Raw genomic sequence first — 24,676 nt, 5'->3', positions numbered from 1 at the left:
GCCATGCAACAGATTCGTGCACGTTTTCACCTGCGCCACCCGGACTTCGTCCTGGAGGCTGATCTGGCGCTGCCGGGACGCGGCGTCAGTGCCCTGTTCGGCCATTCCGGTTCGGGCAAGACCACCCTGCTGCGTTGCATCGCCGGCCTGGAACGGGCGGCCGAAGGCTTCCTGGAAGTGAATGGCGAAGTCTGGCAGGACAGCGCCCGGGGCCACTTCCTGCCCACCCACAAGCGGCCGCTTGGCTATGTGTTCCAGGAGGCCAGCCTGTTCGAGCACCTCTCCGTGCGGCGCAACCTCGAATTCGGCCAGCGGCGCATTCCCGCGCAGGATCTCCGCGTCCACCTGGACCACGCGGTGGAACTGCTCGGCATCGGCTACCTGCTGGAACGCATGCCGGGACACCTTTCCGGTGGCGAGCGCCAGCGCGTCGGTATCGCCCGCGCCCTGCTCACCAGCCCGCGACTGCTGCTGATGGATGAGCCCCTGGCGGCGCTGGATCTCAAGCGCAAGGGCGAAATCCTTCCCTACCTGGAGCGCCTGCATGACGAACTGGATATTCCGGTGCTCTACGTCAGCCATTCGCCTGATGAAGTGGCGCGCCTGGCCGATCACCTGGTGCTGCTCGACAGCGGCCGGGTGTTGGCCAGCGGCCCACTCGACCAGACCCTGTCACGCCTCGACCTGCCCATCGCCCAGGAAGACGAAGCAGGCGTGGTGATCGAAGGCCGGGTGCAGGGATTCGATGCCCGTTATCAGTTACTGACCCTGGCCCTGCCCGGCAGCTCGCTGAGCGTGCGGGTGGCCCATTCTCCGGTGACTGAGGGCCGTACGTTACGCTTCCGGGTGCTGGCGCGGGACGTCAGCCTGAGCCTGGAAAAACAGCGCGACAGCAGCATCCTCAACCTGCTGCCGGCACGGGTGGTAGAAGAATTTCCGGCCGCCAATCCGGCCCATGTGCTGGTGCGCCTCGATGTGGACGGTGCGCCCATGCTGGCGCGCATCACCCGCTTTTCCCGTGATCAGTTGGGTCTCTATCCGGGGCAGTCGATCTGGGCGCAGATCAAGTCGGTGGCGCTGCTGGCCTGAACCTGGGGCTGAAGTCGTGCTTCACATCCACAGAGAGAGGGCGGACCCCCACCGGACGGATGAAGCGCGATCGCTTGTAGGTTGTGGCTGAGCTACGCGAAGCCCAACAGTGTGAACTTGATACCGCGCCACGTTGGGCTTCGCTGCGCTCGTGGAACGCCGCCCGACCCAACCTACGGAAAGACCAACCGAGTGCGGACAGGCACCGATGGTGGTCCGCACAGGATCACAACACGTCGGCGTTGCCCGAGGGCTCCACACATACGCAATTGCGGCCGGATTGCTTGGCCCTGTAGAGGCCGCGGTCGGCGCGGCCGATCAGGCTGTCCAGGGAATCGTCCGGGTGCATCTCGGCCAGGCCGATGCTGGTGGTCACCTGCAGATTCACCCCCCTGAAGGGATAGCGCTGCGCGGCCACCTCGCCACGGACTTTCTCCGCAAGCTGGTGGGCTGTGGCGTTGCCGGTGTCTTTCAGCAGGATGATGAATTCCTCGCCACCCCAGCGGCAGACGATGTCCGACTGGCGCAGGCCGTCGCGCAGGTTCTGGGCGAAGCCCTGCAGCACCTGGTCGCCGGCCTGATGGCCGTAGGTGTCGTTGAGCAATTTGAAGTGATCCAGGTCCAGCAGCAACGCCGTCAGCGGCTTGCGGTCGCGGCGGGCTTCCTGCAGCGCCTGGCCGGCGAGCAGTTCGAAGCCGCGTCGGTTGGGCAGGCTGGTCAGGCTGTCGGTGGTGGCCAGGGCGGCGATGCTGTGCTGGTAGCGGCGCATCAGGCGGCTCACCATTACCAGGACGATGGCGGTCACCAGCAGGCAGATCAGCAGGTTAAGGTAGAGCGTGTTGCGCAGGCCGGCGAGCAGGCCACCTTCGTGCTTGTCGACGAACAGGTACCAGTCCAGCTCAGGGATGTAGCGCACGTTCAGGTAGTGGTCGCGACCGCGTTCGTGATACCCGAACTTGCCCGTCTGCGGGCGTCCCAATCTCGCCTGCAGATCCTCCAGCCCCGGCACGTCGGCCAGCGTCTGGCCGACCCGAGCCCCCAGCGGGCCGCCATCGGCGCCGGTCAGGACGATACGCCCGGTGGTGTCGACGAAGTACACGCTGCGATCGTAGCGGCGCTGGTATTCGTCGATCAGCTTGATCACCGCGTCGACCGTCAGGCCGACGCCGGTGGCGCCGAGAAACTTGCCGTCGTAGTCGAACACCTTGTAGTTGATGAAGATGGTCAGCCGGTCCTGGTTGGCCATGTCCACATCGACATTGATCTCGTACGGTTCCTTCATATCCCGCACGCGGAAGTACCAGATGTCCCGTGGTTCCTTCGGGCTCACCTGCTTGAGCACGCCCTTGGTCTGGTAGTAGGTGAGGGTACGGTCGGAAATGAAGAAGGAGGTAAAGGCGCCGTAGTGCTCCTGCACTTCGCGCAGGTAGCGGGTCATGGGCTCGGCGTTTTTCTCGCCGTGCATCACCCAGTCACGCACGAAGGTGTCGCGGCTCATCATGGAGGAGATCAGGATGGGCCGGACCAGATCCTTCTGGATTTCCGAGTAGACGTTATCCGAGGTCAGCGGCAACTCGGTGTTGATGATGGTGTTGCGAATGGACTTGAGCGACGCCTGGTAGCTGACCAGGGAGGTGGCCAGGAAACCGCAGCCAAGCAGCAGTACCAGTGTGATGACCAACAGGCGGTGGCTTTGCTTGGTGTGTTCTTGTAGCGGCATCGGACAACATGGCCTCGGTGTGGTGGCGCAATGCTAGCGTGCAGTAACACAGGCGTCACGGACGGGTACTTGACGCCAGGCTATCGACGTCGTCGGGCGTTCCTTGACGGCCGCGGCGCTGAAACTCCGGTGCTGAATCGATCCAGGGTTCCAGGCGTTGGCCGAAGCTCAACCACAGTCGGAAGCGCGGCGGCGATTCGCTGTTGCGGTCGCGCGCCAGCTCCTCACCCAGTGCTTCGCGCCAGGCATGCGGCACGTTGATTTCGCTGATGCGCAGACTGCCGATCTGGCCGGTGAGGTGTCCGTCGCGAACCCAGGCGCTGACGCTGCCGGGCACGATGGCGTAGCGGCTGCGATCGGCGTAACGCTCGCGCAGGGCTCCACGGTCCAGCCCCACGTCCACCGCGAACAGGCGACTCTCGCGTTTTTCCTCCTGCTCAAGATAGTCGCGGGCGGCGCGTTCGGCGTCCTGTCTGCGCTTGTCCGTGGGTTTTGCGCGCAACTCGCCTTCAGCCTCCTTCATGCGCTGTCGGGCGCGTTCCAGTTCGGCCTTGCGCGTGGGGCCGTCCAGTTCGAGCACCACCAGCACCTCGCGGTTGCGGTTGTCGAAGCGCTGCCCGTCGCGGTCATCGGCGGTGAAGCCCAGTTGCAGCAACTTGGTTTCATCGAGCGGCAGGCGCTGGTAGCGGTCATCACCCTTCGGGTCGCTGGGGAGTCGCCAGTCCAGGCGCAGGGCCAGGCCGCTGTTTTCGCGCAGGCTCCAGTCGTGGTCGCGGCGCAGCTCGCGTTCGGAAAGCTGCAGGCGGCTGTCCGGCTCGCCACTGCGGTTGAACCAGACGCCGCCAAGGGCGATGGCGTTGGTCAGGCCGATCAGCGCAAGGCCGCTGAGCAAGGCAGTACGGGCCTTCATGCGTGCTGCCCTCCCTTGTGGGCTCGGCGCAGGCGGCCGAGCACCAGCAGGATGAGCACGGCAACCAGTCCGAGGACGAGGAAGAACAGGTACTTCGGCATGACCTCCCACCACCAGTCGAACAGCTTGATGAACAGGAAGAGCACGAAGAACAGCAGGCCGGTGTGCATCATTTCAGGCCAGTCGCGGCGATTGCCGAGCCAGATGGCCAGCGCGGCGCCGGTGAATCCCACGATCTGGTAGAAGCCTTCCACCAGGTCGCGTGGCCAGGGCAGGTAGCTGCCTGCCGCCCAATTGGCGAGCACCAGCAGCGGCACGAACAGTCCGAGCAGGCCCAGCACCCGGTAGATCGCGGCGAAGCCGCTGTAGCGGACCTGGGAAATGAACTGCGGCACCAGGAAGATCAGCAACCCGGCGGGCAGCAGGTGTTCCGGGCGCTCGGTGCAGTCCAGCCAGTAGAGCCCGCTCCAGGTCGTCAGCCGGGTGGCGATGAAGGCCATGATGCAGGCCAGGCCGGCCCCCAGCAGCAGGCGCACTTCGCAGGCATAGGCCAGCAACAGGGCGTAGGCGGCCCAGGGCAGCAGCGCCTTGTCGCTGGGGGTGATGTTGAAGATCTGCCCGAGCATGACCACGTTGAGCACGAAGCAGGCAAACGCCAGTACCGCCGCCAGCCTGGCGAAATAGCCGGACGGGTCGCGCCGACTCAGCAGCAGGGTCAGCAGCAGGCTGCCCACCGAGAAGCCGGCGAGGATGCCCACCTGGGCAGCTTCCGGGAACAGTCCCCAGAACTGATAGAAAAAGAACAGCAGGCTGGCCGCCAGCGCCAGGGCCCCCAGCAGGGAAGCGATGCGCATGCCGAGGGAAAGACGCCTGGCCTGGGCGTCCGGGTCGATATCGAAGGTGTTGCGATAGTCCGCCAACAACTGGCGATGGTGATCGCCCAACTGGTCGATCTGTTCGGGGGAGAGCAGCAGGGTCTGTTCTTTGTGCAGGCGCTCCAGCTCCCGGTAGAAGGCCTGGATATCGTCGGCGCGGCGTTGCGCCTGGTCGCGGCTGAGCGGCGGCATTGCGGATCCTTTTGCGTGCGGTGCCGCTTGAACTGTAGGTGTGCGGATGGGGACCAGCAATGGGAGATTTTGAACTGTGGGAGCGAATTCATTCGCGATGGGGCAGCAGCGCTGCCCTGCTTGTAACGAGGCAGGACTTCGTCCTGTTTCGCGAATGAATTCGCTCCCACAAGATGCCCTTCAATCATCTCTTCAGATCAAGCCTCCTCCATCACCACCACCCGCTGTCCGGCGCGGACCGGCGAACCGGGCTGCACACGCACTTCCTTCACGACGCCATCGCGAGGTGCGGTGAGGGGGATTTCCATCTTCATGGATTCGAGGATCACCAGGATGTCCCCGGCCTTCACGCTGGCGCCTTCCTGCACCTGCACCTGCCAGAGGTTGCCGGCGATATGGCTTTCCACCGCGTGCTGGCCAGCGTCCAGCGGCGCGTCTTCGCCCAGGTCGACGGCAAGGTCGTCGCTTTCGAAGTGCGCCTGGCCGGAGACGATCCAGCGTTCCCGCTCGGCATTGAAGGCAGCTTGCTGCTGCTGGCGGAAGGCTGCGATGCCGTCGGCTTCACGGGCGAGAAAGGCCTGGTAATCGGCCAGGCACAGCTCGCTCTCTTCAATACGCAGTGGGTAGCGGCCAAGGGGGAAGTCGCGGCGAATCTTCAGCAACTCGTCGGCGGATACCGGGTAGAAGCGAATCTGATCGAAGAAGCGCAGCAGCCAGGGCTTTCCACCGAAGGCCTCCACGTCGCGGTAACGGTTCCACATCTGCAAGGTGCGGCCGACGAACTGGTAGCCACCGGGCCCTTCCATGCCATAGACGCACATATAGGCGCCGCCAATGCCCACCGAGTTCTCGGCGGTCCAGGTGCGCGCCGGGTTGTACTTGGTGGTCACCAGACGGTGGCGCGGGTCCAGCGGCGTGGCCACCGGGGCGCCGAGGTAGACATCGCCCAGGCCCATCACCAGGTAGCTGGCGTCGAACACGGTGTGCTGCACTTCGTCCAGGTTCGGCAGGTCGTTGATGCGGCGGATGAACTCCAGGTTGCTCGGACACCAGGGGGCGTCCTTGCGCACCGTGGTCATGTATTTCTCGATGGCCAGTTGGCAGGCCGGGTCATCCCAGGAAAGCGGCAGATGGACGATGCGCGACGGCACCTTCAGGTCGCCGGCTGCGCAGACGCCATCCCAGAGTCCGGTAACGGTTTCCAGCAGCGCCTCCAGCGGCAGGGTTTCCGGTTGGTAGTGCACCTGCAGGGAGCGGATGCCCGGCGTCAGATCGATCACGCCGTCCAGGGCCTTGGCCTCCAGCGCCTGCATCAGCGCATGGGCGCGGAAGCGCAGCACCAGATCGAGTTCCGGCGCGCCGATTTCCAATAGCAAGTGGGTGTCGCCGGAAAGACGGGCCACCAGGCGCTTGTCCGATTCGCCCAGGTCGAGCACGACGGGCGAGGTCAGCTCCAGACTGCTCCCTCTCCCTTTGGGAGAGGGCTGGGGTGAGGGTAGTTCGGCGCGCGCTGAGGTTTCCCTCTCCCCCGGCCCCTCTCCCAGAGGGAGAGGGGAGAAAGCACGCGCCTCGCCAACGCTCACCGCCACGAACCTCACCTTGTCCCCCGCCTTCAACTGCCCCAGCTGCCAGAGGTCCGCTTCGATGATGGTCACCGGGCAGACGAAGCCGCCGAGGCTGGGGCCGTCCGGGCCGAGGATCACCGGCATATCGCCGGTGAAGTCCACGGCACCGATGGCGTAGGGGTTGTCGTGGATGTTGGAGGGATGCAGCCCGGCTTCGCCGCCACTTTCGCGCACCCATTCCGGCTTCGGCCCGATCAGGCGCACGCCGGTCCGGCTGGAGTTGAAGTGCACTTCCCAGTCAGTGGCGAAGAAGGTGTCGATGTAGGCCGGGGTGAAGTATTCGGGCGCGCCATGGGGGCCGTAGATCACCCGCAGGGTGCGCACCTCGGTTAGCTCCGTACGCAGGGCCGGTTCCAGTGTCTGGCCGGCGCCGCGATCGGCCAGAGGCGTGAGGTGCAGAACATCGCCAGCACGCAGGGCGCGGCCACCGTGGCCGCCGAACTGACCGAGGGTGAAGGTGCTCTTGCTGCCGAGATAATCCGGCACCTGCAGGCCGCCGCGCACGCAGAGGTAACTACGCGCGCCGGCCCCGGCGATGGTCCCGAGGGCCAGGGTGGCGCCCGCCGGTACGAACAAGGCGGTGTCCATCGGTTGCGGCTGGCCGTCGAGGGTCAGCGGAATCGGTGCGCCGGTAATCGCCACCACAGCGTCAGTGTTGAAGCGCAGGGTCGGGCCGCTCATGGTGATTTCCAGCCCGGCTTCACCTTCGGCATTACCCAGCAGGCGGTTGCCCAGGCGCAGGGCGCGGCTGTCCATGGGGCCAGATGGCGGCACGCCCACGGCCCAGTAACCGAGACGTCCGGGATAGTCCTGCACTGTGGTCTGGGTGCCGGCGCCGAGCACTTCGAAGGTGCTGGCGCGATAGCTGAGGCCTTCCAGGCAGCGGGTCCAGGGCGAGCCGCTGGCGAAGGGGACGTCGACCAGAATCTGCCGCAGGTAGTCGCGGTTGGATTCCACGCCATAGAGCAGGGTGTCGGCCAGGGCCTGGTCCAGCGCCGCGCTGGCTTCGCTACGGCTCGGCGCCCAGGCGATGACCTTGGCGATCATCGGGTCGAAGTAGGGCGGAATCTCGCATCCGGCTTCCACCCAGGTGTCGATGCGCAGGTCCCTGCCATTGGCTTCGGGGAATGCGACCGCTGTGAGCAGGCCGGGGCAGGGCTGGAAGTCGCGGCCCGGGTCTTCGGCATAGAGGCGCGCCTGGATGGCATGGCCGCGGGGTTCGAGTCCTGCTGCCAATTCGGCCAGGGGCGGCAAGGTGCCGGCGGCCAGTTCGATCATCCAACGCACCAGGTCCACGCCCCAGACCTGTTCGGTGACCCCGTGCTCCACCTGCAGGCGGGTGTTCACTTCCAGGAAGTAGAAGCGCTCGGCCGCGCTGTCGTAGACGAACTCCACCGTACCGGCGCTGCGGTAGCTCACGGCCTTGGCCAGTTTGATGGCGGCGGCGCAGAGTTCGTCGGCCATGCCGGCGGGCAGGTTCGGCGCGGGGGTTTCCTCCAGCACCTTCTGGTTGCGTCGTTGTACCGAGCAGTCGCGCACGCCGAGGGCGATCACCTCACCCTGTCCATCGCCGAACACCTGCACTTCCAGATGGCGGGCGCGCTGGATGTACTTCTCGATGAACACGCCGGAGTCGCTGAAGTTGTTCTGCCCGAGACGCTTCACGGCCTCGAAGGCGTCGCTCAGCTCTGTGGCCGAGCGGCACACACGCATGCCGATGCCGCCACCGCCGGCGGTGCTTTTCAGCATCACCGGGTAACCCACCTGTTCGCCAGCCGCCAGGGCGGCTTCCAGGTTTTCCAACAGTTCGGTGCCTTCCAGCATGGGCACGCCGTTGGCCTTGGCCAGGGCGCGCGCGGTGTGCTTCAGGCCGAATACCCGAAGCTGCTCTGGCGTCGGGCCGACGAACGCGATGCCGGCCGCTTCGCAGGCTTCGGCGAAGGCGGCGTTCTCGGAGAGGAAGCCGTAGCCGGGGTGGATGGCCTGGGCGCCGCTGTCGCGAGCGGCTGCGAGAATCTTCTCCACCACCAGGTAGGTGCTGGCGGCCGGGCCGTCGCCCAGGCTGATGGCCTGGTCTGCCTGCTGGATGTGCAGGCTGGCGGCGTCGGCTTCGGAATACACCGCCACACCGCGAACGTCGAGCTGGCGCAGGGTACGCAGGATGCGGCAGGCGATGGCGCCGCGGTTGGCGATCAGGAGTTTTTCGAACATTGCAGAACCCTCGAAAGGGATGACGGGCCGTCCCGCCTTATTCGTCTGCACCACGGTCGTCCGTGGCTGGAATTTCGGTGTTGTCCGTAGGAGCGAGCTCTGCTCGCGAAGAGCTTCGCCAGCAGAGCTGGCTCCTACTGGTCTGGCGTCGGAGTGGGAGAATTCAGGCACTGCCCCGACCGGCTCTGGCACAGCAGGAACAGCCAGGCACGCAGCTGTTTCAGTCCCATACCAGCACCTCGGCGGGCGTGGGGTTGTAGGCGTTGCAGGGGTTGTTCAGCTGCGGGCAGTTGGAGATCAGCACGATGATGTCCATGTGCGCCTTGAGCTCGACGTACTTGCCGGCGGCGGAGATGCCGTCCTCGAAGGTCAGGCCGCCATCCGGGGTGACCGGCACGTTCATGAAGAAGTTGATGTTGGCGCTGATGTCGCGCTTGGTCAGGCGGCCGTCATGCAGGCTGGCGCGCAGGAAGTTGTCGCGGCAGCTGTGCATGTAGCGCTTGTCCAGGGCGTAGCGCACGGTGTTGCTTTCCTGGGCGCAGGCGCCGCCGAGGGTGTCGTGGCGGCCGCAGGTATCGGCAGTGATGGTCAGCATGGGGTTGCCGAGGTTGGAATAGAGCACGCTGCCGGCGCTGAGGTAGACGCGGTTCTGCCGGCGCAGGGTGCGTTGCACGTCGTAGCGCTCGCGCGGGTTGTGGGCGCTGTAGAACAGGGTGTCGACTGCCTGGTTGCCTTCCAGGTCCAGCAGGCGCAGGGTCTGGCCGGCCTTCACTTCGGTCATGAAGGGTTCACCAGCGGCGATTACGGCGCGGTACATGGCGGCTTCGGAATGTTTGTCGCTGTGGGTCAGGTTCATGCGGGCAGCCCTCAGATATACAGGCGTTCGGTGTTGTGGAAGCCGCGGCCGTTCTCCGGGCGCGAGGTGCGGCAGAGCAGGGTGATGCCGTCGCTCTGTACCTGCTGCCAGGTGAGCTGCACCGGTTTGGGGGTGTATTCGGGATTGGGGTCCATGGGGTGCTGCAGGGCGGTGAGGACCACCAGCGTGTCCATCGGCGCATATAGCTCGATGTAGTCGCCGGCCTTGGAGTTGCCCGGCTGGAAGTGGAAGCAGCCGTCGCTGTCCACGGTGACCTTGCTGAACAGGTTCAGGCACATCAGGAGGTCCTGGAGGTTCAGGTCCCACTTGCCCATTTCCACCAGCAGGTTGTCCACGCCGTTGCGGAAGAAGCCGTTGCGCAATTCCTGGTAGCGTCCGGCACCGTACTTTTCCTTCACTTCGGACGCGTTGAGCACGCCGCCGAAGCTGTCGTGCCAGCCGCAGGTGTCGGCGGTGATGGCGGCCAGCACCCGGCCCATGTCGGAGTAGAGGCAGTGGCCGGCGGTGAGCTTGGCGGTGTGTTGGCACTTGAGGCTGTCCGGCAGGTTGAGGCGCTCGCTCTTCTCCTGTGCGTTGAGCAGCAGCAGGCTGACGTTGGCACCGCCTTCGAGGTCGGTGATGCGCAGCTGCTGGCCGCGTTTCAACACGAAGGAGGTGTGGCCGCCGCCGGGGACGGTTTCTTCATAGAGGGTTGGGCAGAGGGCCAGGGATGCGGTCATGGGCAGGTTCCTTGTCAGTGGGCGATGGCCGGCTGCAGGGCGGCGGTGACCCGCTCCGGCAAGGCCTCGACAGCCGCGCGGGCAGCACGGCGGTCGCTGTTCAGGGGAATGTCGTAGGTAATGCGCGCGCCGAAGGCGTTGGGGGCGTGCGGGTCCTGGCGCACCTTGTCGAAGACCAGCAGGCGGGTGCCCAGGCTGAAGCCTTCGGAGAGGTCGTGGGTGACCATGAATACGGTCAGCCGGGTTTCGTGCCAGAGGCCGAGCAGCAGCTCATGCATGTCCTTGCGGATGCCCGGGTCGAGGGCGCCGAAGGGCTCGTCCAGCAGCAACACGCGGGGTTTCATGATCAGCGCCTGGGCGATAGCCAGGCGTTGTTGCATGCCGCCGGACAGCTGGCTGGGGTACTTGTCCAGCGCATGGCCCAGGCCGACCTTGGCGAGAATGGCGGCGGCTTCCTCGCGGGCGGCGCGTTTCGCACCACCGAACAACCGACCGAAGAGGGGCGAGCGGGGCAGTTCCAGGCCGAGGGCGACGTTGTCCAGCACGCTGAGGTGCGGGAACACCGAGTAGCGCTGGAACACCACGCCACGGCTGGCGTCGGGTTCGGCCGCCAGCGGCTGGCCATCCAGCAGGATGCTGCCGCGGCTGGGCGATTCCTGGCCCAGCAGCATGCGCAGGAAAGTGGATTTGCCGCAGCCGGAAGCGCCGACCAGGGTGCAGAACTCGCCTTCGTTCACCGACAGGTCGAGATTCTCCAGCACCACCTGGTCGCCGTATTCCTGCCAGACATTGCGGACGCTGATGAAGCTCATGCCTTGGCTCCTTCGTACCAGGGGAAGGCCAGCCGGGTGAGCTGGCGCAGGCCCAGGTCCATCAGCCAGGCGAGCAGGGTGATCCACACCACGTAGGGCAGGATCACATCCATAGCCAGGTAGCGGCGGACCAGGAAGATGCGGTAGCCCAGGCCATCGGTGGAGGCGATGGCTTCGGCGGCGATCAGGAACAGCCAGGCGGAACCCAGCACCAGGCGCAGGGAAATCAGCAGGCGCGGCATCAGTTGCGGCAGCACCACCCGCAGGATCAGCGTCCAGGTGTTGGCGCCAAGCGTCTGCGCCTTGATCAGCAGTTCACGGGGGATTTCCCGCGCGCGCTGCTCCAGGTCGCGGGCGATGCAGGGGGCGACGCCAATGACGATCAGCATCACCTTGGACAGCTCGCCCAGGCCGAAGACGATGAACAGGATCGGCAGGATCGCCAGCGGCGGGATCATCGACAGCACCGTCAGCAGGGGCGACAAGGGAGCGCCGAACAGCGGCAGGGTGCCAGCGGCGATGCCCAGTGCCAGGCCCAGCAGCGCAGCGATGGACAGGCCCAGCGCCAGGCGTTTCAGGCTCGATGCGGAGTCCTGCCAGAACAGGTAGTCGCCGCTGCGCTTGTCTTCGGTGAAGGCCAGGCGCTCGACGGCGTCACTCATCTGCGCAGCGCTGGGCAGCAGCTTGTCGTTGGGGTTTTCCGTCAGCCGCGCAGCCGAGCCGGTGAAGTAGGCGAACAGCAGCAGGGCGAAGGGCAGCAGGACCAGGATCAGGCGTCCGGCGCGGTCCGGTTGGCGGTTGATCAGGCGCATGGCGGTTACTCGGTTCGGAGGGACTGCGTAGGTTGGTCCGAGGAACGAGGCCCAACATTGTGGTGTTGGGCTTCGCTTCGCTCTGACCAACCTACGGTTCGGGGCAGCAATCAGAGCTTTCCGTCGGCGGCCAGCTGCACGTAGGTGGGGTCGAAGCGCAGTTTCACGTTGCCCTTGTCGCCGGTGACCACGCCCTTGGCGAAGCTCATGCCGACGGCGTTGGCATCCTTGGCACCTTCGCCCAGCAGGCCGTGGTGGAAGCTGAAGCTGGCCACCTTGTCCATGGTGGCCGGCAGCTTCGGGCTGGTGACGAAGGCCAGCGCATCGGCCGGGGTGTGGAACAGGCGGGTGGCGGCCAGTTGCGCCTGGTAGCCGGCGAGGTCAGTGCCGGAAGCCTTGGCCATGTGTTCCAGGGCGGCGGTGCTGTCGGCATTGCTGGCCTGCATCAGGGCGACGATCTCGAACCAGGCGCCGGTCAGTGCCTTGCCCAGGGCGGGGTTGTCTTTCAGGGTTTCGGTGTTGACCACCATCATGTCCATGATTTCGCCAGGCACCTTGCTGGAGTCGAACACCAGGCTGGTGCCGGGCTTGGCCTTGATATCGGCCAGCATCGGGTTCCAGGTGGTCACGGCCTGGACTTCGGCGGTATCGAAGGCGGCGGCGATATCGGCGTCGGAGGTGTTCACCACCTGCACGTCCTTCTCGGAGAGGTCGGCGCGTTCCAGGGCACGAGCCAGCAGGTAGTGGGAGACGGACAGCTCCACCAGGTTGATGGGCATGTCCTTGAGGTCGGCCAGGGTCTTGCCTTCGCCCTTGACCACCACGCCGTCGTTGCCGTTGGAGAAGTCGCCGACGATCAGCGCGGTGCTGTCCACGCCACCGGCGGCGGGGATGGTCAGGGCATCCATGTTGGTCATGGTGCAGCCGTCGAACTGGCCAGCGGTGTACTGGTTGATGGATTCGACGTAGTCGTTGAGCTGGGTGACCTGGATCTCGATGCCGTACTTCTTCGCCCACTTGTCGACGATGCCTTTGGTGGCGCCGTACTCCCAGGGCATCCAGCCGGCGTAGATGGTCCAGCAGACGTTGAAGCTGTCTTTCTGTGCGGCGGACGTGTTGAAGCTGAGAGCGGCGGTGAGACCGGCAACGGCGAGGGCGAACAGACGGGACTTACGCATGGAGGACCTCCAGTTCGGTTTAGGGCGGGCGGAGCTGCGCGGCACTTCCCTATCAAGGGGCGCGTTCTCCCGGGCTTTTGTCCCGCCGTGTAACCTCGCTGGAGGTCGCCAGCTCTCGGACCAGTCATCCGCGTTCGCGGATCGGAACCCTAGCCAGCCATTGCAAGTTGTGGTGCCGCGAACCCGGTCACCCGGGTAGCTCCTGCACGTCTTGGCCAAAGCGAACGGCGTGCCAACCTGGCACAAGGCCTCTGGCATGGGCCTTCTGGCGAGTTTTGCGTGTTGGCTGGAGGGAAGGGGTGCCCGCTCATGGGGCGTCTGGCGTCAACTTGGTGCGCGCAACAATTGGAAACGGACTTTTCCGACAGATGTCGCGCGCTGTTCTGTAGGACGCGTTGTCCAACGCAGTGGGAGAAATCCCAGTCGCCGACATTTGTCTGCGCCGTCCCTAGCGGTCGAAGGAGGCCGCCATGTCCTACCGAGCATTCTTCCTTGCCGTACTGAGCCTGACCCTGGGCGGCTGTGCCGTCTATGACTACGACAACGACTACTACGGTCGCCGCTACTACGACGACGGCGACTATCCCGTGCACCGCAACTACTACGAGGTGCCGAGGCGGAACTATTACATCGTCGATCACCGTGACGACGACCGTAATTACGATCGCCGCTATTACGACCGTCGCGACTATGACGGGCGCAAGGACTACTACAAGTCCGACAAACGCTTCCACGACAAGCGCTTCCACGACAACGACCGCAAGTTCCATCACCAGCGGCGCTATTACCAGCAGCCCTACGACAACTTCCAGGAACGCCGCCACGACTACACGCCGCGGCTGCAGACCTGGGGCAAGAACAATCTTCAGCCGGGCTATCGCGAGTCCAACTACCGGCAACAAAACTATCGCCGGCAGAACTATCAGCAGCCCAACTATCAGCAACAGAACCATCGGCAGCACAACGTTCGCCAGCAGTACCGGGTAGAGCCGGGCTACGAGGCACGGCCGCACAATCCGCGCTACAACAACCGCAGTGACTGGTCCATGAAGAACCGCCGCTAGATGGCGGAGAAGTCCCGGTCCTCTTCCAGCAACAGCTCCCTCACCGCCCGCGCAGCCGGAGACAGGCTGCGCGCGGCATGGCTGACGATTCCATAGGCCGAAGACGTTCTTGTGCCCTCCGGGATCTGCAGCAGTGCCAGACGCCCGGCGCGCACATCCTCGGCCACCACATCCCAGGGGGCCATGCTGACCACATCGCTTTCGGCCACCAGCGCCTTCAGCACCATGAAGTTGTCGCATTCGATGCCCAGTGGCTTTTCGCTGCTGCTCAGGGCACCAATGGCCCTTGCCACCTCCACCGGCAACTGGGTACCTGCCAGGGCGTAGCGGGCGAGGTCGGTCAGTTGCAGTTGGTCCAGTGCCAGCAAGGGGTGACCGGGCCGGCAGAAGAGGGTGCCCGGATGGCGACGCAGGGGAATGACATCCAGCAGGGGATCTCCTTCGAGTTCACGGATGTCGGCGACGAACAGCTCGATGGCGTCGTCCAGCAAGCGTTGGCGCAGGCTGTGCCAGTTCTCCAAGGTGAGTTGCACGCGAACGCCGGGATGGCGGCTCGCGAAACGTCCAAGGGCTCGGGGGACCAGGCGCGCGGCGGGGTAGGGGCCGGCACCCAGGCGCAGTTCGCCGCTGTCGAGATTGTCCAGTTGGGTCACCGCGCTGTGCAGGGCGCGGCTGCCGTCCAGCAGGCGCCGGGCATGTTCCAGCACCAGCCGGCCGTGGGCCGTCAGGCTGATCTGACGGGGAGTCCGGTCCAGCAGGCTGCAACCCAGGCTGGCCTCCAGGGCCTGGATGCTGCGGCTGAGGGCGGGTTGGCTGAGATTCACCGCTTCCGCCGCGCGGGCGAAGTGGCCGTGCTCGGCGAGGGCGACGAAATGGCGGAGTTGGCGAAGATCGTTCATGCGTGCCTTGCATCAAATATGGAAAAAGAATGCATTGGAATTATTAGCAGGCGCCTGCCAGCCTGTCTCGGCCAATAACAACAATCCCGAGCGAACCATGCGCATCACTACCCGTTTCAGCGGCCTGCTCCTGGCCGCCGCACTGCCCCTGGGCGCCGACGCCGCATTGCCGGAAGAGTCCATCCAGCCAAGCATCAACGCCGAGCTGGCCGAGCACACCAAGCACTTCAACGAGAAGGTCTACAAGATCGCCGACAACGTGTACTCGGCGGTGGGCTGGAACCTCGCCAACAGCGTGATGATCGTGGCCCCGGAAGGGCTGATCATCGTCGACACCGGTGAGTCGGCCGAGCAGTCGCGCAAGGTGCTCGCGGAGTTCCGCAAGATCAGCGACAAGCCGATCAAGGCCATCGTCTACACCCACTTCCACCCGGACCACATCAACGGCGTGAAGGGCTTCATCAGCGAGGAACAGGTGAAGTCGGGCGAGGTGCAGATCTACGCCCAGGAAACCCTGCTGGACAACGTGGTGACCCAGGGCGCGCTGGTCGGCCCGATCCTCGGCATGCGCTCGGGCTACAGCTTTGGCGCGGCGCTGCCGGACAGCGACAAGAAGGACATGAACGCCGGCCTCGGCCCCCTGGCCCATGAAGGCAAATCCACCTTCATTGCGCCCACCATCACCTTCAAGGACAAGCTGGACACCACCATTGCCGGCCTGCCGGTGCAATTCCTCCATGTGCCCAGCGAAGCGCCGGACGAGATCGTGTTGTTCCTGCCGCAGAACAAGGTGCTGATCAGCGCCGAGGTCACCCAGGGCCCGACCCTGCCGAACATCCATACCCTGCGCGGCACCAAGTTCCGCGACCCGGTGGTGTGGGTGAACAGCCTCGACAAGCTGCGTGCCTACCAGGCCGACTACATGGTGCCGCTGCACGGCCAGCCGGTGAGCGGCAAGGACAAGGTGGAAGAAGTGCTGCGCATGACCCGCGATGCCATCGCCTACGTCCACGACCAGACCGTGCGCTGGATGAACAAGGGCCTGACGCCCGACGAACTGGTGGAGAAGGTCAAGCTGCCGCCTTACCTGGCCGGCTATACGCCCTACCTGCGTGAGTACTACGGCACCGTGAAGCACAGCGTGCGGCAGATCTACCAGGGCTACCTGGGCTGGTTCCAGGGTGATCCGGTGGACCTCGACCCGGTCCCGCCCGTGGAGAAGGCCAAGCGCCTGGTGGAGCTGATGGGGGGACGCGAGAAAGTGTTGCTGGCTGCCGGCGACGCCTATCTCAAGGGTGACTACCAGTGGGCCGCCGAGCTGGCCGGATACGCCATCCGCATCGACCACGGCGACCAGCTGGCTCGCGAGATCAAGGCGCGCAGCTTCCGCCGCCTGGGCTACGCCAGCATGAACATCAACTGGCGCAACTGGTACCTGATGAGCGCCATGGAGCTGGAGGGCAAGCTGGACGGCGATGCCGCGCTGCAGCTGTCCCAGTCCATGCGCAATGCCTTCCTCTCGCCCGACATGCTGAAGAACCTGCCGGCACGGATCTTCCTGCAGAACTGGGTGACGCGCCTGGACCCGGAAAAGAGTGCCGACGTGAACCTGACCCTCGGCTTCGTCTTCCCCGACATCCAGGAAGAGTGGGCGCTGGAAGTTCGCCGTGGCGTGGCCGAGTTGCACAAGGGGATCCCCGAAGGCACCACACTCAAGCTGACCTTCGACAAGACCTACCTCGATACTGTGATCAGCGGTGAAAACGGCCTGCTCAAGGGCGCTGTGCTGGGGGATGTGAAGGTGGACGGCAACCTGCTGGACATCAAGACCTTCCTCGGCTGCTTCGACTTCGAGGAGGCGCCCATCGCTCTCACCGTGCGTTGAGCGACGGCTCCAACCGAAAGTGCGGAGAGCCGCAAGGCACCAGGCGGCACACTGGCCGCCTGGTCCGCACACTTCGGAGGTACCATGCACCTGTCATCTTTCCTCAAGGGCGCCCTGGCCATGTTCTGGCTGGTGGCGCTGCTCAACCTCATCTACCCCTTCGGCGAGCCGTTGCACCGACCACTGCTGCTGGCGGCGGGCCTGGTGCTGCTGGCGCACATTGCCGAGGCGGCACTCTTCAACCGCAAGCTGAAGGCACGTCCCTTCCCCTGGCTGGAGCGGCTGCAGGTGCTGCTGTTCGGCTTCCTGCATCTGCGCGGTCTGCGCTGAGCCACGCGCACCGGCCTTTTGCAGGTAGGGTGCGCTGTGCGCACCGGCGCTCGGATGTGAAGCCGAGAGGCCCTGGGCAATCCTTGGTGCGCACGGCGCACCCTACGCGCTGTCGTCCATTACATGGCGGCAGAATGCCATTGTTATTTTCAAGTCCAGACCGCACCATTCGCGCCGTGTTTCATGGGGCCCCGATGGCCTCCTGGATGGGGTAGTGGATGTTCCGAGGTTGCGTTCAGGCCTGGCGTACGTGCAGGGGATGGCAAGTGCCGACCCTGGTCGCGGCGTTGCTGTCGGCGCTGCTGGCCGGCGCACTGCAGGCGGATTGGGATTTCACCCTGATCAGCCGCCGCGCCGAAAACCTCTACGGCCCCCTTGGCCCCGGCAAGCAGCGAATCGATGACTGGCAAGAGACCCTGGGACGCCTCGCCGGTGCAGACGAGAAGACGCAACTGGAAGAGGTGAACCGCTTCTTCAACGCCAAATTGCGCTTTCGCGACGACCGCGAACTCTGGGGCGAAACCGATTTCTGGGCGACGCCGGTGCAGGCCCTGCGCATAGGCGCCGGAGACTGCGAGGACTTCGCCATCGCCAAGTATTTCAGCCTGCGCCAGCTCGGTGTGCCCAGCGAAAAGCTGCGCATCACCTACGTCAAGGCGCTGCGCCTGAACCAGGCGCACATGGTGCTGACCTATTACGCATCCCCGGACGCCATGCCGCTGGTGCTGGACAACCTGGTGGGCATCATCCGCCCCGCCAATCAGCGCACCGACCTGATGCCGGTCTACGCCTTCAATGCCGAGGGCCTGTGGCTGGCCGGCAGCGGTGGTGGAAAACAGGTGGGGGATGCCAAGCGGCTGTCGCGCTGGCAGGAATTGCTCAAGAAAATGAATGCTGAAGGCTTCCCCGTGGAGCCCGCCCGATAGGAGTCGAGATGTCTCTGTTCAAACAGTTGTTGATCGCCATCTGCCTGTTCCTGGTGGTCGCCTTCAGCGGCAGTTTCATGGTCGGCCTGGAGAGTTCGCGGGAGCAGTACGTCAACCAGCTGCGCTCCCACGCCCAGGATGCGGCGACCGCCCTCGGCCTGTCGCTGACCCCGCATATCGACGATCCGGCGATGGTCGAGCTGATGGTCAGCTCCATCTTCGATAGCGGGTATTACGAGAGCATCCGGGTAATCGACCTTGCGAACGGCCAGGTGCTGGTGGAACGCACCGGCGTACCCGACGCGGCCGGTGCCCAGGTGCCGCAGTGGTTCGTCAGCCTGATCGGCCTGCAATCGGTTGGTGGCGACGCCATCGTCAGCCGTGGCTGGCAGCAGGCGGCACGGGTGGAGGTGAAGAGCCATCCGCTGTTCGCGCTAGCCCGGCTCTGGCAGAGCGCACTGGGCAGCCTTGGCTGGCTGCTGGCCTGCGGCCTGGTCAGCGCAGGCCTTGGCGCCTTCCTGTTGCGGCGCCAGCTGAGACCCCTGGATTACATGGTGGAGCAGTCCCACGCCATTGCCCGCCGCGAGTTCCTCAGTTTGCCGGAACTGCCGCGCACCCCTGAGCTGCGCCGCGTGGTGCAGGCGATGAACCAGATGGTGGAGAAGCTCAAGGCGCTGTTCCAGGAACAGGCCGAGCGCAGTGAACGACTGCGCGACGAGGCCTACAAGGACAGCCTGACTGGCCTCGCCAACCGCCGTTACTTCGAAATGCAGCTGCAGGCGCGCCTCAGCGCCGAGGACCACGCCAGTGCCGGTTACCTGTTCCTTCTTCGCCTGCACGACCTCGCAGGACTCAATCAACGCCTGGGTGGCCAACGCACCGACCAGTTGTTGATGGCGGTGGCCGAGCTGCTCCGGCAGGTGGCGGCGGGGCAGGGCGCGGGCCAACTGGTGGCGCGCAGCCGGGGTGGTGACTTCGCCCTGGTGGTACCCGGTCTGGTGGCCGAAGAAGCCGAGCAGCTGGCCCAGCGCCTGGATGCCGGCCTGGCGAACCTGGTGACCACGGGGGCCGCCGATGCCCTGCCGGTGGCCCATATGGGGCTGGTGCCGTTCAGTCCGGGCGAAGCGCTCGCCGACCTGTTGCGTCTCGCCGACGAGGCCCTGGCCAAGGCGGAAGGCCAGGCGGACCGGACCTGGGCCAGCCTGACCCAGGGTGATGCGCCCAGCGTGGGCGACGAGCGCCATGCCTGGCATCAACTGCTGGACCGGGCACTTGGCCAGCGCCAGTTGCAGCTCTACTTCCAGCCGGTGGTGGATAGTCGTGATCGTTCGCGGGTGCTGCATTACAAGGTGCTGTCGCGCCTGCGCGACGAGCGTGGCGAGAACCTACCGGCCGGTCGCTTCCTGCCCTGGCTGCAGCGCTTTGGCTGGATGGCGCGTCTCGATCTGCTGATGCTGGAATTGGTCCTGCAGCAGATGGCCAGTCACGGCGAAACCCTGGCACTCAACCTGTCCGGCGCGCTGCTGCGCGAGCCGCAGGCGCTGGAAAAAGCTTTCGACCTGTTGCGCAAGCATCCCCACCTGGGGCCGCGCCTGGTGCTGGAGCTGGAAGAGGATCAACTGCCGGAGCAGGCCGTGCTGGAGCAACTCACCCGCCGCCTGCGCGAGCTGGGCTTCAGCCTCAGCCTTCAACACTTCGGTGGCCGCTTCAGCATGATTGGCAACCTGGCCCGCCTGGGCCTGGCCTACCTGAAGGTGGATGGCAGCTATATCCGCGCCATAGACCTGGAAGCCGACAAGCGCCTGTTCATCGAGGCCATGCAGCGTGCCGCCCACAGCATCGACCTGCCGCTGATCGCCGAGCGAGTGGAAACCGAAGGTGAACTGCTCGTGCTGCAGGAGATGGGCATCCAGGGCGTTCAGGGTCAGCTGTTCGGAGCGCCGGCACCCTGGCGTTAGTGCTATGGGAGAGGGGATATCCCTGTAGGGGCGAAATCATTCGCCAAGGGGCACGCAGTGCCCCCAAGGGAATCCCAAGGGCAGGCCGCTGGCCTGCAAGGCGAATGAATTCGCCCCTACAAGGTGCTCGAAAACCCGGGACTCAGATCAGCCCCGAGCCAATCTCGTCATCTTCTTCGACGATCAACCGCGAAATACCGCCCAGGGCTTCCCGCGCCTGGTTCCGGCTGAGCAGTTTGGATTGGGCTGCCGGCGGCAGGTCGGTGATGCGGATCAGACCCTTGGTCATCAGCACCGTGATGAGGTCGTCGAGTACCCGGATCATGTCCAGGTCGCTCTGTTTCAGTTGCAGCAGGCTGCTCTGCATCGCCAGGTTGGCGTACCAGCCCTGAATCTCCTGGTCGTCAGCCGGCAGGGTGCCGGACATTTGGTCGAATTCGGTTGCTTCAACGCGAACCAGGTTTCCGTCTTCATCGCGCTGGATATAGAGCATGGCGAGTCTCCCTTGAGGACTGCCGCGAGCATGAGGGCAGATGCCCCCCGTCCGCAACCATCGGAGTGGTTGCGGACGGGGAAACATCAGTTCTGGTCGACCTTGATGGTCGGGTCGGCACCCGCGATCAGGGAGTTGATGGACTGTCCGCTGAGCTGGGCTGCCGCACCCTCCAGGGTGATGGACAGATCGGCGTGGCTGACGGCGCCACCAGGTTGGTTCAGGTGGCCTTCCGAGCTGACCAGCAGGGTTGCATGGCCAGTACCGTTATCGACTATCAGCTTGAGGTAATTGTCGATATTGCTCGTGGTTTCCCCGTGCAGGAGGTCGCTCAGGTCCAGGCGGTCGCCCGCCCCCTTGTTGAAGTCCTTCACCACGTCCTGGTTGGGGCTGCCCTCGTTACCCACGTGGCCGGATTTCCAGACGAAGGTATCGCCGCCGCCACCACCCGTCAGGGTGTCATTGCCCTTGCCTCCGGTCAGGAAGTCGTCACCACTGCCACCGATCAGTTTGTCTGCGCCGTTACCGCCGCCCAGGGCGCTGCCGGTGGAGCCGGCCTGGATTTCGTGGTCCGAATCGAAGGTGATTTGCAGCGACTGGTTCGCCGTGCTGTCGGAGTCCCCGTCAACTCCCTTGACGCCCAGGTTGATTCGCTGGTCGTAAGCTTCTGTCTGTCCGGTGATGGAGTTGATCAGCAGCTTATAGGCGGTACTGCTGCCTGCACCGAAGCTGACGGAGCTGAACTCATGCACCCCGCTGTTCAGCTTGCTGCCATCAATAGTGAAGGAGGTCGTACCGCTGCCTACCCCGTTTACCGTGCCGCTGCCTACGGTGTTGCCCGCGCTGTCGAACGCCGTCCAGGTCAGTTTTTCGCCATTGCCGAGCTTATCGGTCGTCAGCGAAATCGAGGTCATGTCCGTGGCTTGGTTGGTGGTCTTGTCGAGGAAGGTGAACTTGAGCACGTCCCCGGTATCGATCGACTGGCCACTGCCCACACCGAAGCTGTTGTTGCTGGTGTTCACCGTGGAGGTCGCACCGTTTTCGGTTGCCGTGGCCTGCAGGCTGAATCGGGAGTCAGCACCCAGGTCGTACAGACCTGAGTTGCCGCCAGACAGGTTGAAGTTGTTGAAGGTCGAGGAAGGCGAGTCCAGGTCGACGAAGTTGGTGACCTGATAATGGCCGGTTACCAGGTCGGCCGTGATCTTGAACACCTCGGTGTTGTTTGCGTCGACTGCAGTCAGGGAGTTGGTTCCCGATACGTAATGGAGCTTGCTGCCCTGATAGGTCAGATAGCTCGACGAGCTGACGACGCTTCCGTCCTTGGTCAGTACGGTGCTCAGGATATTGCCGCTGGCGTCGACGGCGCCGCTGACAGCCGAGTTGAACTGCACGCTGGCACCCTTGGAGTCAGCGCCGGTGGACAGGTTCAGATCGCCGACAGCCGTGGAGCCGGCACCGTCCAGCACGATGCTCTGCATCGGCGTGGCCAGGATCGGGGAATCATCTTCGACGGTGACCTGCAGGGAGCCGTCGGTGCTGTTTATGCCATCGCTGGCGGTCACTTTCACCGCGAAGTTCAGCAGGTTTTCCGCCGCAGCCGCCGGATGATCCAGCTGGCCCAGCAGGGTTACGGTATAGGCACCCGTGCTGTTGATGCTGATGGTCATGATCGGCTGGCCGCCGGCGCTCGCGCTCAGGCTCGAGGTGCCGCTGCCCGTCCAGGTCAGGGCCACGCCATTGGAAGTCAGCGTGGTGGTCGGGGCCGTCAGGGTGACCGAAAGGCTCGGGCTGTCGATATCGGTGATGGCGAAGGTGCCGGTGGAGACCACGGCATTGGTGGTATCGCTCGGAGTGCCGGTGGTGTCCGGCAAACCGTTGGCCAGTCCCTCTTCCGAGACGATGGCGGTTCCGTTGGTATTGCCGAATACCGGCCCGTCATTGGTCGGCGTGACGGTGATATTGACCGTGGCGGTTTCCTGGTTCCCGGCGGCGGTGGTGACGGTGTAGGTGTAACTGTCGGTGCCGTTGTAATTGGGATTCGGGGTATAGGTGACGGTGCCGTTGGCGTTCAGGGTGACGGTGCCGTGGCCGGCGGTGCCAACCGAGGTGACCTGCGCGCCGGGGCCGAAGGTGTCATTGGCCAGTACGTTGCTGGTCAGCGATTGGTCTTCGGCGACGGTGACGGCGTCGTCCTTGGCGTCGACGACCGGGTTGACGGTGACGTTGACGGTGCTGGTGACGGTGCCGCCATGGCCGTCGCTGACGGTGATGGTGAAGTTGTCGCTGCCGTTGAAGTCGGTGCCCGGGGTGTAGATGTAGGCCCCGTTGGCGCCGAGGCTGACGCTGCCGTGGGCGGGGTTGGTGCCGACGCTATAGGTCAGGCTGTCGCCATCCAGGTCGCTGGCCTGGATGGTGCCGGAGAACGGCGTGTCCTCGTTGGTAGAGATGGCGAAATCATTGGTGTTCGGGACATGGCCGTTACCACCGTCGATCACCGGAGCGTCATTGCTGGGGCTAACGATGATGGTCGCGGTAGCCGGAGTGGCATCTGCCAGGGCATCGTTGTCCACGGAGGCATATTCAAAGGTTGCAGTGCCGTGCCAGTTGGCATTCGGCACGAAGGTGACGCTGGCGCCGTTGCCGGTGGCCGGCACCACGGAGCCAATGGCCAAGGCCACGCCGTTGAGCAGCAGGGTGCCATCGTTGGGCAGGGACTTGATCACGAAGTGAGCAACCGTGCCGTCGAGGTCCGAGCCGCTGAGGCTGACCGGAATACCGGCCACATCTTCGTTGCCCGCACCGCTGGCCGCATGGGTTTCCGGCGCGTCGTTGACCGAGGCGACGGTGATGGTGCCAATGGCTGGCGTGGCGTCCTCCAAGCCATCGTTATCCACCGCGGCGTATTGGAAGGTGGTGGTGCCGTTCCAGTTGGCGTTCGGTACGAAGGTGACACTGGCGCCATTGCCGCTGGCCGGGACGCTATCGCCGATGGCCAGCGCGACACCGTTCAGCAGCAGGGTACCGTTGGCCGGCACGGACTTGATCACGAAGCTGGCAATGGTGCCGTCCGCATCGGAACCGCTGAGCGCAACCGGGATACCGGCCGCGTCTTCGTTGCCGGAACCGCTGGCCGCATGGGTTTCCGGCGCGTCATTGACCGACGCGACGGTGACTGTAGCGGTAGCCGGAGTGGCATCTGCCAGGCCCTGGTTATCCACTGCGGTGTAGTCGAAGGTCGCGGTGCCGTGCCAGTTGGCGTTCGGCACGAAGGTGACGCTGGCGCCGTTGCCGCTGGCCGGCACGCTGTCGCCGATATTCAGTGCCACGCCGTTCAGCAGCAGGGTGCCGTTGGCCGGCAGCGACTTGATCACGAAGCTGGCGACAGTGCCATCGAGATCCGAGCCGCTGAGGCTGACCGGGATACCGGCGGAATCTTCGTTGCCGGAACCGCTGGCCGCGTGGGTCTCCGGTGCGTCGTTGACCGAGGTGACGGTGATGGTGCCAATGGCTGGAGTGGCGTCCTCCAGACCATCGTTGTCCACCGCGGCGTAGTCGAAGGTAGCGGTGCCGTGCCAGTTGGCGTTCGGCACAAAGGTAACGCTGGCGCCGTTGCCGGTGGCCGGCACGCTATCACCGATATTCAGTGCAACACCGTTCAGCAGCAGGGTGCCGTTGGCGGGAAGGGACTTGATCACAAAGCTGGCAACGGTGCCGTCTACATCGGAACCGCTGAGGCTGACCGGAATACCCGCCGAGTCTTCGTTGCCGGAACCGCTGGCCGCATGGGTCTCCGGTGCGTCGTTGACCGAGGTGACGGTGATGGTGCCGGTGGCCGGCGTGGCGTCCTCCAGGCCATCGTTATCCACCGAGGCATACTCGAAGGTGGCGGTGCCGTTCCAGTTTGCGTTCGGCACGAAGGTAACGCTGGCGCCGTTGCCGGTGGCCGGCACCACGGAGCCGATGGCCAGGGCGACGCCATTCAGCAACAGGATGCCGTCGGCCGGCAGCGACTTGATCACGAAGCTGGCGACGGTGCCATCGAGGTCCGAGCCGCTGAGGCTGACCGGGATACCCGCCGAATCTTCGCTGCCGGAACCGCTG

The 24,676-nt window shown here is 64.8% G+C and carries 18 protein-coding genes and 1 riboswitch; of the genes, 6 read left to right on the top strand and 12 right to left on the bottom strand.

Going from position 1 to position 24,676, the window contains the following annotated elements; all coding sequences use genetic code 11:
* Positions 1-3 precede the first annotated feature (3 nt).
* Positions 4-1,089 (top strand): molybdenum ABC transporter ATP-binding protein, encoded by a 1,086-nt coding sequence (modC, locus tag E8E91_RS10605; RefSeq protein ID WP_280375724.1) that lies wholly within the window; start codon positions 4-6, stop codon positions 1,087-1,089.
* 226 nt (positions 1,090-1,315) lie between these two features.
* Here the strand turns inward: modC and E8E91_RS10600 are convergent, their stop codons facing one another.
* The 9 genes from E8E91_RS10600 to E8E91_RS10560 form a co-directional block, all read right to left on the bottom strand.
* Positions 1,316-2,809 carry a sensor domain-containing diguanylate cyclase gene (locus E8E91_RS10600; protein WP_280375723.1) on the bottom strand — a complete coding sequence of 498 codons (1,494 nt, stop codon included), beginning with the start codon at positions 2,807-2,809 and terminating at the stop codon, positions 1,316-1,318.
* Positions 2,810-2,864: 55 nt separating this feature from the next.
* A complete protein-coding gene (locus E8E91_RS10595) occupies positions 2,865-3,719 on the bottom strand; it encodes a DUF4824 family protein (protein ID WP_280375722.1) in 855 nt (284 codons plus the stop codon).
* Positions 3,716-4,786 (bottom strand): DUF2157 domain-containing protein, encoded by a 1,071-nt coding sequence (locus tag E8E91_RS10590; protein ID WP_280375721.1) that lies wholly within the window; start codon positions 4,784-4,786, stop codon positions 3,716-3,718. Before E8E91_RS10590 ends, E8E91_RS10595 begins: the two co-directional genes overlap by 4 nt.
* 197 nt (positions 4,787-4,983) lie before the next feature.
* The gene (uca, locus tag E8E91_RS10585; protein WP_280375719.1) at positions 4,984-8,622 is read right to left on the bottom strand and encodes an urea carboxylase; all 3,639 of its coding nucleotides are present in this window, start codon (positions 8,620-8,622) and stop codon (positions 4,984-4,986) included.
* A 220-nt stretch (positions 8,623-8,842) separates the two neighbouring features.
* Positions 8,843-9,478 (bottom strand): urea amidolyase associated protein UAAP2, encoded by a 636-nt coding sequence (locus E8E91_RS10580; protein ID WP_280375718.1) that lies wholly within the window; start codon positions 9,476-9,478, stop codon positions 8,843-8,845.
* 11 nt (positions 9,479-9,489) lie between these two features.
* Positions 9,490-10,218: an urea amidolyase associated protein UAAP1 gene (locus E8E91_RS10575; RefSeq protein WP_280375717.1), complete on the bottom strand. Its 729-nt coding sequence runs from the start codon at positions 10,216-10,218 to the stop codon at positions 9,490-9,492.
* A 14-nt stretch (positions 10,219-10,232) separates the two neighbouring features.
* On the bottom strand, positions 10,233-11,030 hold the full coding sequence (locus tag E8E91_RS10570) for an ABC transporter ATP-binding protein (RefSeq protein ID WP_280375716.1): 798 nt from the start codon (positions 11,028-11,030) through the stop codon (positions 10,233-10,235).
* On the bottom strand, positions 11,027-11,842 hold the full coding sequence (locus E8E91_RS10565) for an ABC transporter permease (protein WP_280375715.1): 816 nt from the start codon (positions 11,840-11,842) through the stop codon (positions 11,027-11,029). Before E8E91_RS10565 ends, E8E91_RS10570 begins: the two co-directional genes overlap by 4 nt.
* 110 nt (positions 11,843-11,952) lie before the next feature.
* Positions 11,953-13,020 carry a putative urea ABC transporter substrate-binding protein gene (locus E8E91_RS10560; protein ID WP_280375714.1) on the bottom strand — a complete coding sequence of 356 codons (1,068 nt, stop codon included), beginning with the start codon at positions 13,018-13,020 and terminating at the stop codon, positions 11,953-11,955.
* Positions 13,021-13,084: 64 nt separating this feature from the next.
* A riboswitch (guanidine-I (ykkC/yxkD leader) is annotated at positions 13,085-13,184 on the bottom strand.
* Between the two features lie 306 nt (positions 13,185-13,490).
* Between E8E91_RS10560 and E8E91_RS10555 the strand changes: the two genes are divergently transcribed.
* Positions 13,491-14,084, top strand: a complete 594-nt coding sequence (locus E8E91_RS10555; RefSeq protein ID WP_280375713.1) for a hypothetical protein — start codon at positions 13,491-13,493, stop codon at positions 14,082-14,084.
* Here the strand turns inward: E8E91_RS10555 and E8E91_RS10550 are convergent.
* Positions 14,081-14,983: a LysR family transcriptional regulator gene (locus tag E8E91_RS10550; protein WP_280375712.1), complete on the bottom strand. Its 903-nt coding sequence runs from the start codon at positions 14,981-14,983 to the stop codon at positions 14,081-14,083. The genes E8E91_RS10555 and E8E91_RS10550 overlap by 4 nt on opposite strands.
* Before the next feature lie 97 nt (positions 14,984-15,080).
* On the opposite strand from E8E91_RS10550, the gene E8E91_RS10545 reads away from it, so the two are divergent.
* The 4 genes from E8E91_RS10545 to lapD all read left to right on the top strand — a co-directional run bounded on the left by E8E91_RS10545 (position 15,081) and on the right by lapD (position 20,082).
* Positions 15,081-16,868, top strand: a complete 1,788-nt coding sequence (locus E8E91_RS10545; RefSeq protein WP_280375711.1) for an alkyl sulfatase dimerization domain-containing protein — start codon at positions 15,081-15,083, stop codon at positions 16,866-16,868.
* A gap of 84 nt (positions 16,869-16,952) precedes the next feature.
* Positions 16,953-17,198, top strand: a complete 246-nt coding sequence (locus E8E91_RS10540) for a DUF1145 domain-containing protein (protein WP_280375710.1) — start codon at positions 16,953-16,955, stop codon at positions 17,196-17,198.
* Positions 17,199-17,464: 266 nt separating this feature from the next.
* A complete protein-coding gene (gene lapG, locus E8E91_RS10535) occupies positions 17,465-18,124 on the top strand; it encodes a cysteine protease LapG (RefSeq protein WP_280375709.1) in 660 nt (219 codons plus the stop codon).
* Positions 18,125-18,132: 8 nt separating this feature from the next.
* Positions 18,133-20,082, top strand: a complete 1,950-nt coding sequence (gene lapD, locus E8E91_RS10530; RefSeq protein WP_280375707.1) for a cyclic di-GMP receptor LapD — start codon at positions 18,133-18,135, stop codon at positions 20,080-20,082.
* Between the two features lie 142 nt (positions 20,083-20,224).
* Here the strand turns inward: lapD and E8E91_RS10525 are convergent, their stop codons facing one another.
* Complete coding sequence (locus tag E8E91_RS10525) at positions 20,225-20,575, bottom strand: tryptophan synthase subunit beta (RefSeq protein ID WP_280375706.1); 351 nt, start codon at positions 20,573-20,575, stop codon at positions 20,225-20,227.
* Between the two features lie 86 nt (positions 20,576-20,661).
* On the bottom strand, positions 20,662-24,676 hold a 4,015-nt coding region (locus tag E8E91_RS10520; protein ID WP_280375705.1), incomplete at its 5' end, for an Ig-like domain-containing protein.

Origin of the sequence: Pseudomonas sp. BN515 (assembly GCF_029873155.1) — a bacterium.
In the GTDB taxonomy this organism is placed as follows: Bacteria; Pseudomonadota; Gammaproteobacteria; order Pseudomonadales; family Pseudomonadaceae; genus Metapseudomonas.
The sequence above is the reverse complement of the archived record's forward strand: the minus strand, read 5'-3'. Positions and strand labels throughout refer to the sequence as shown.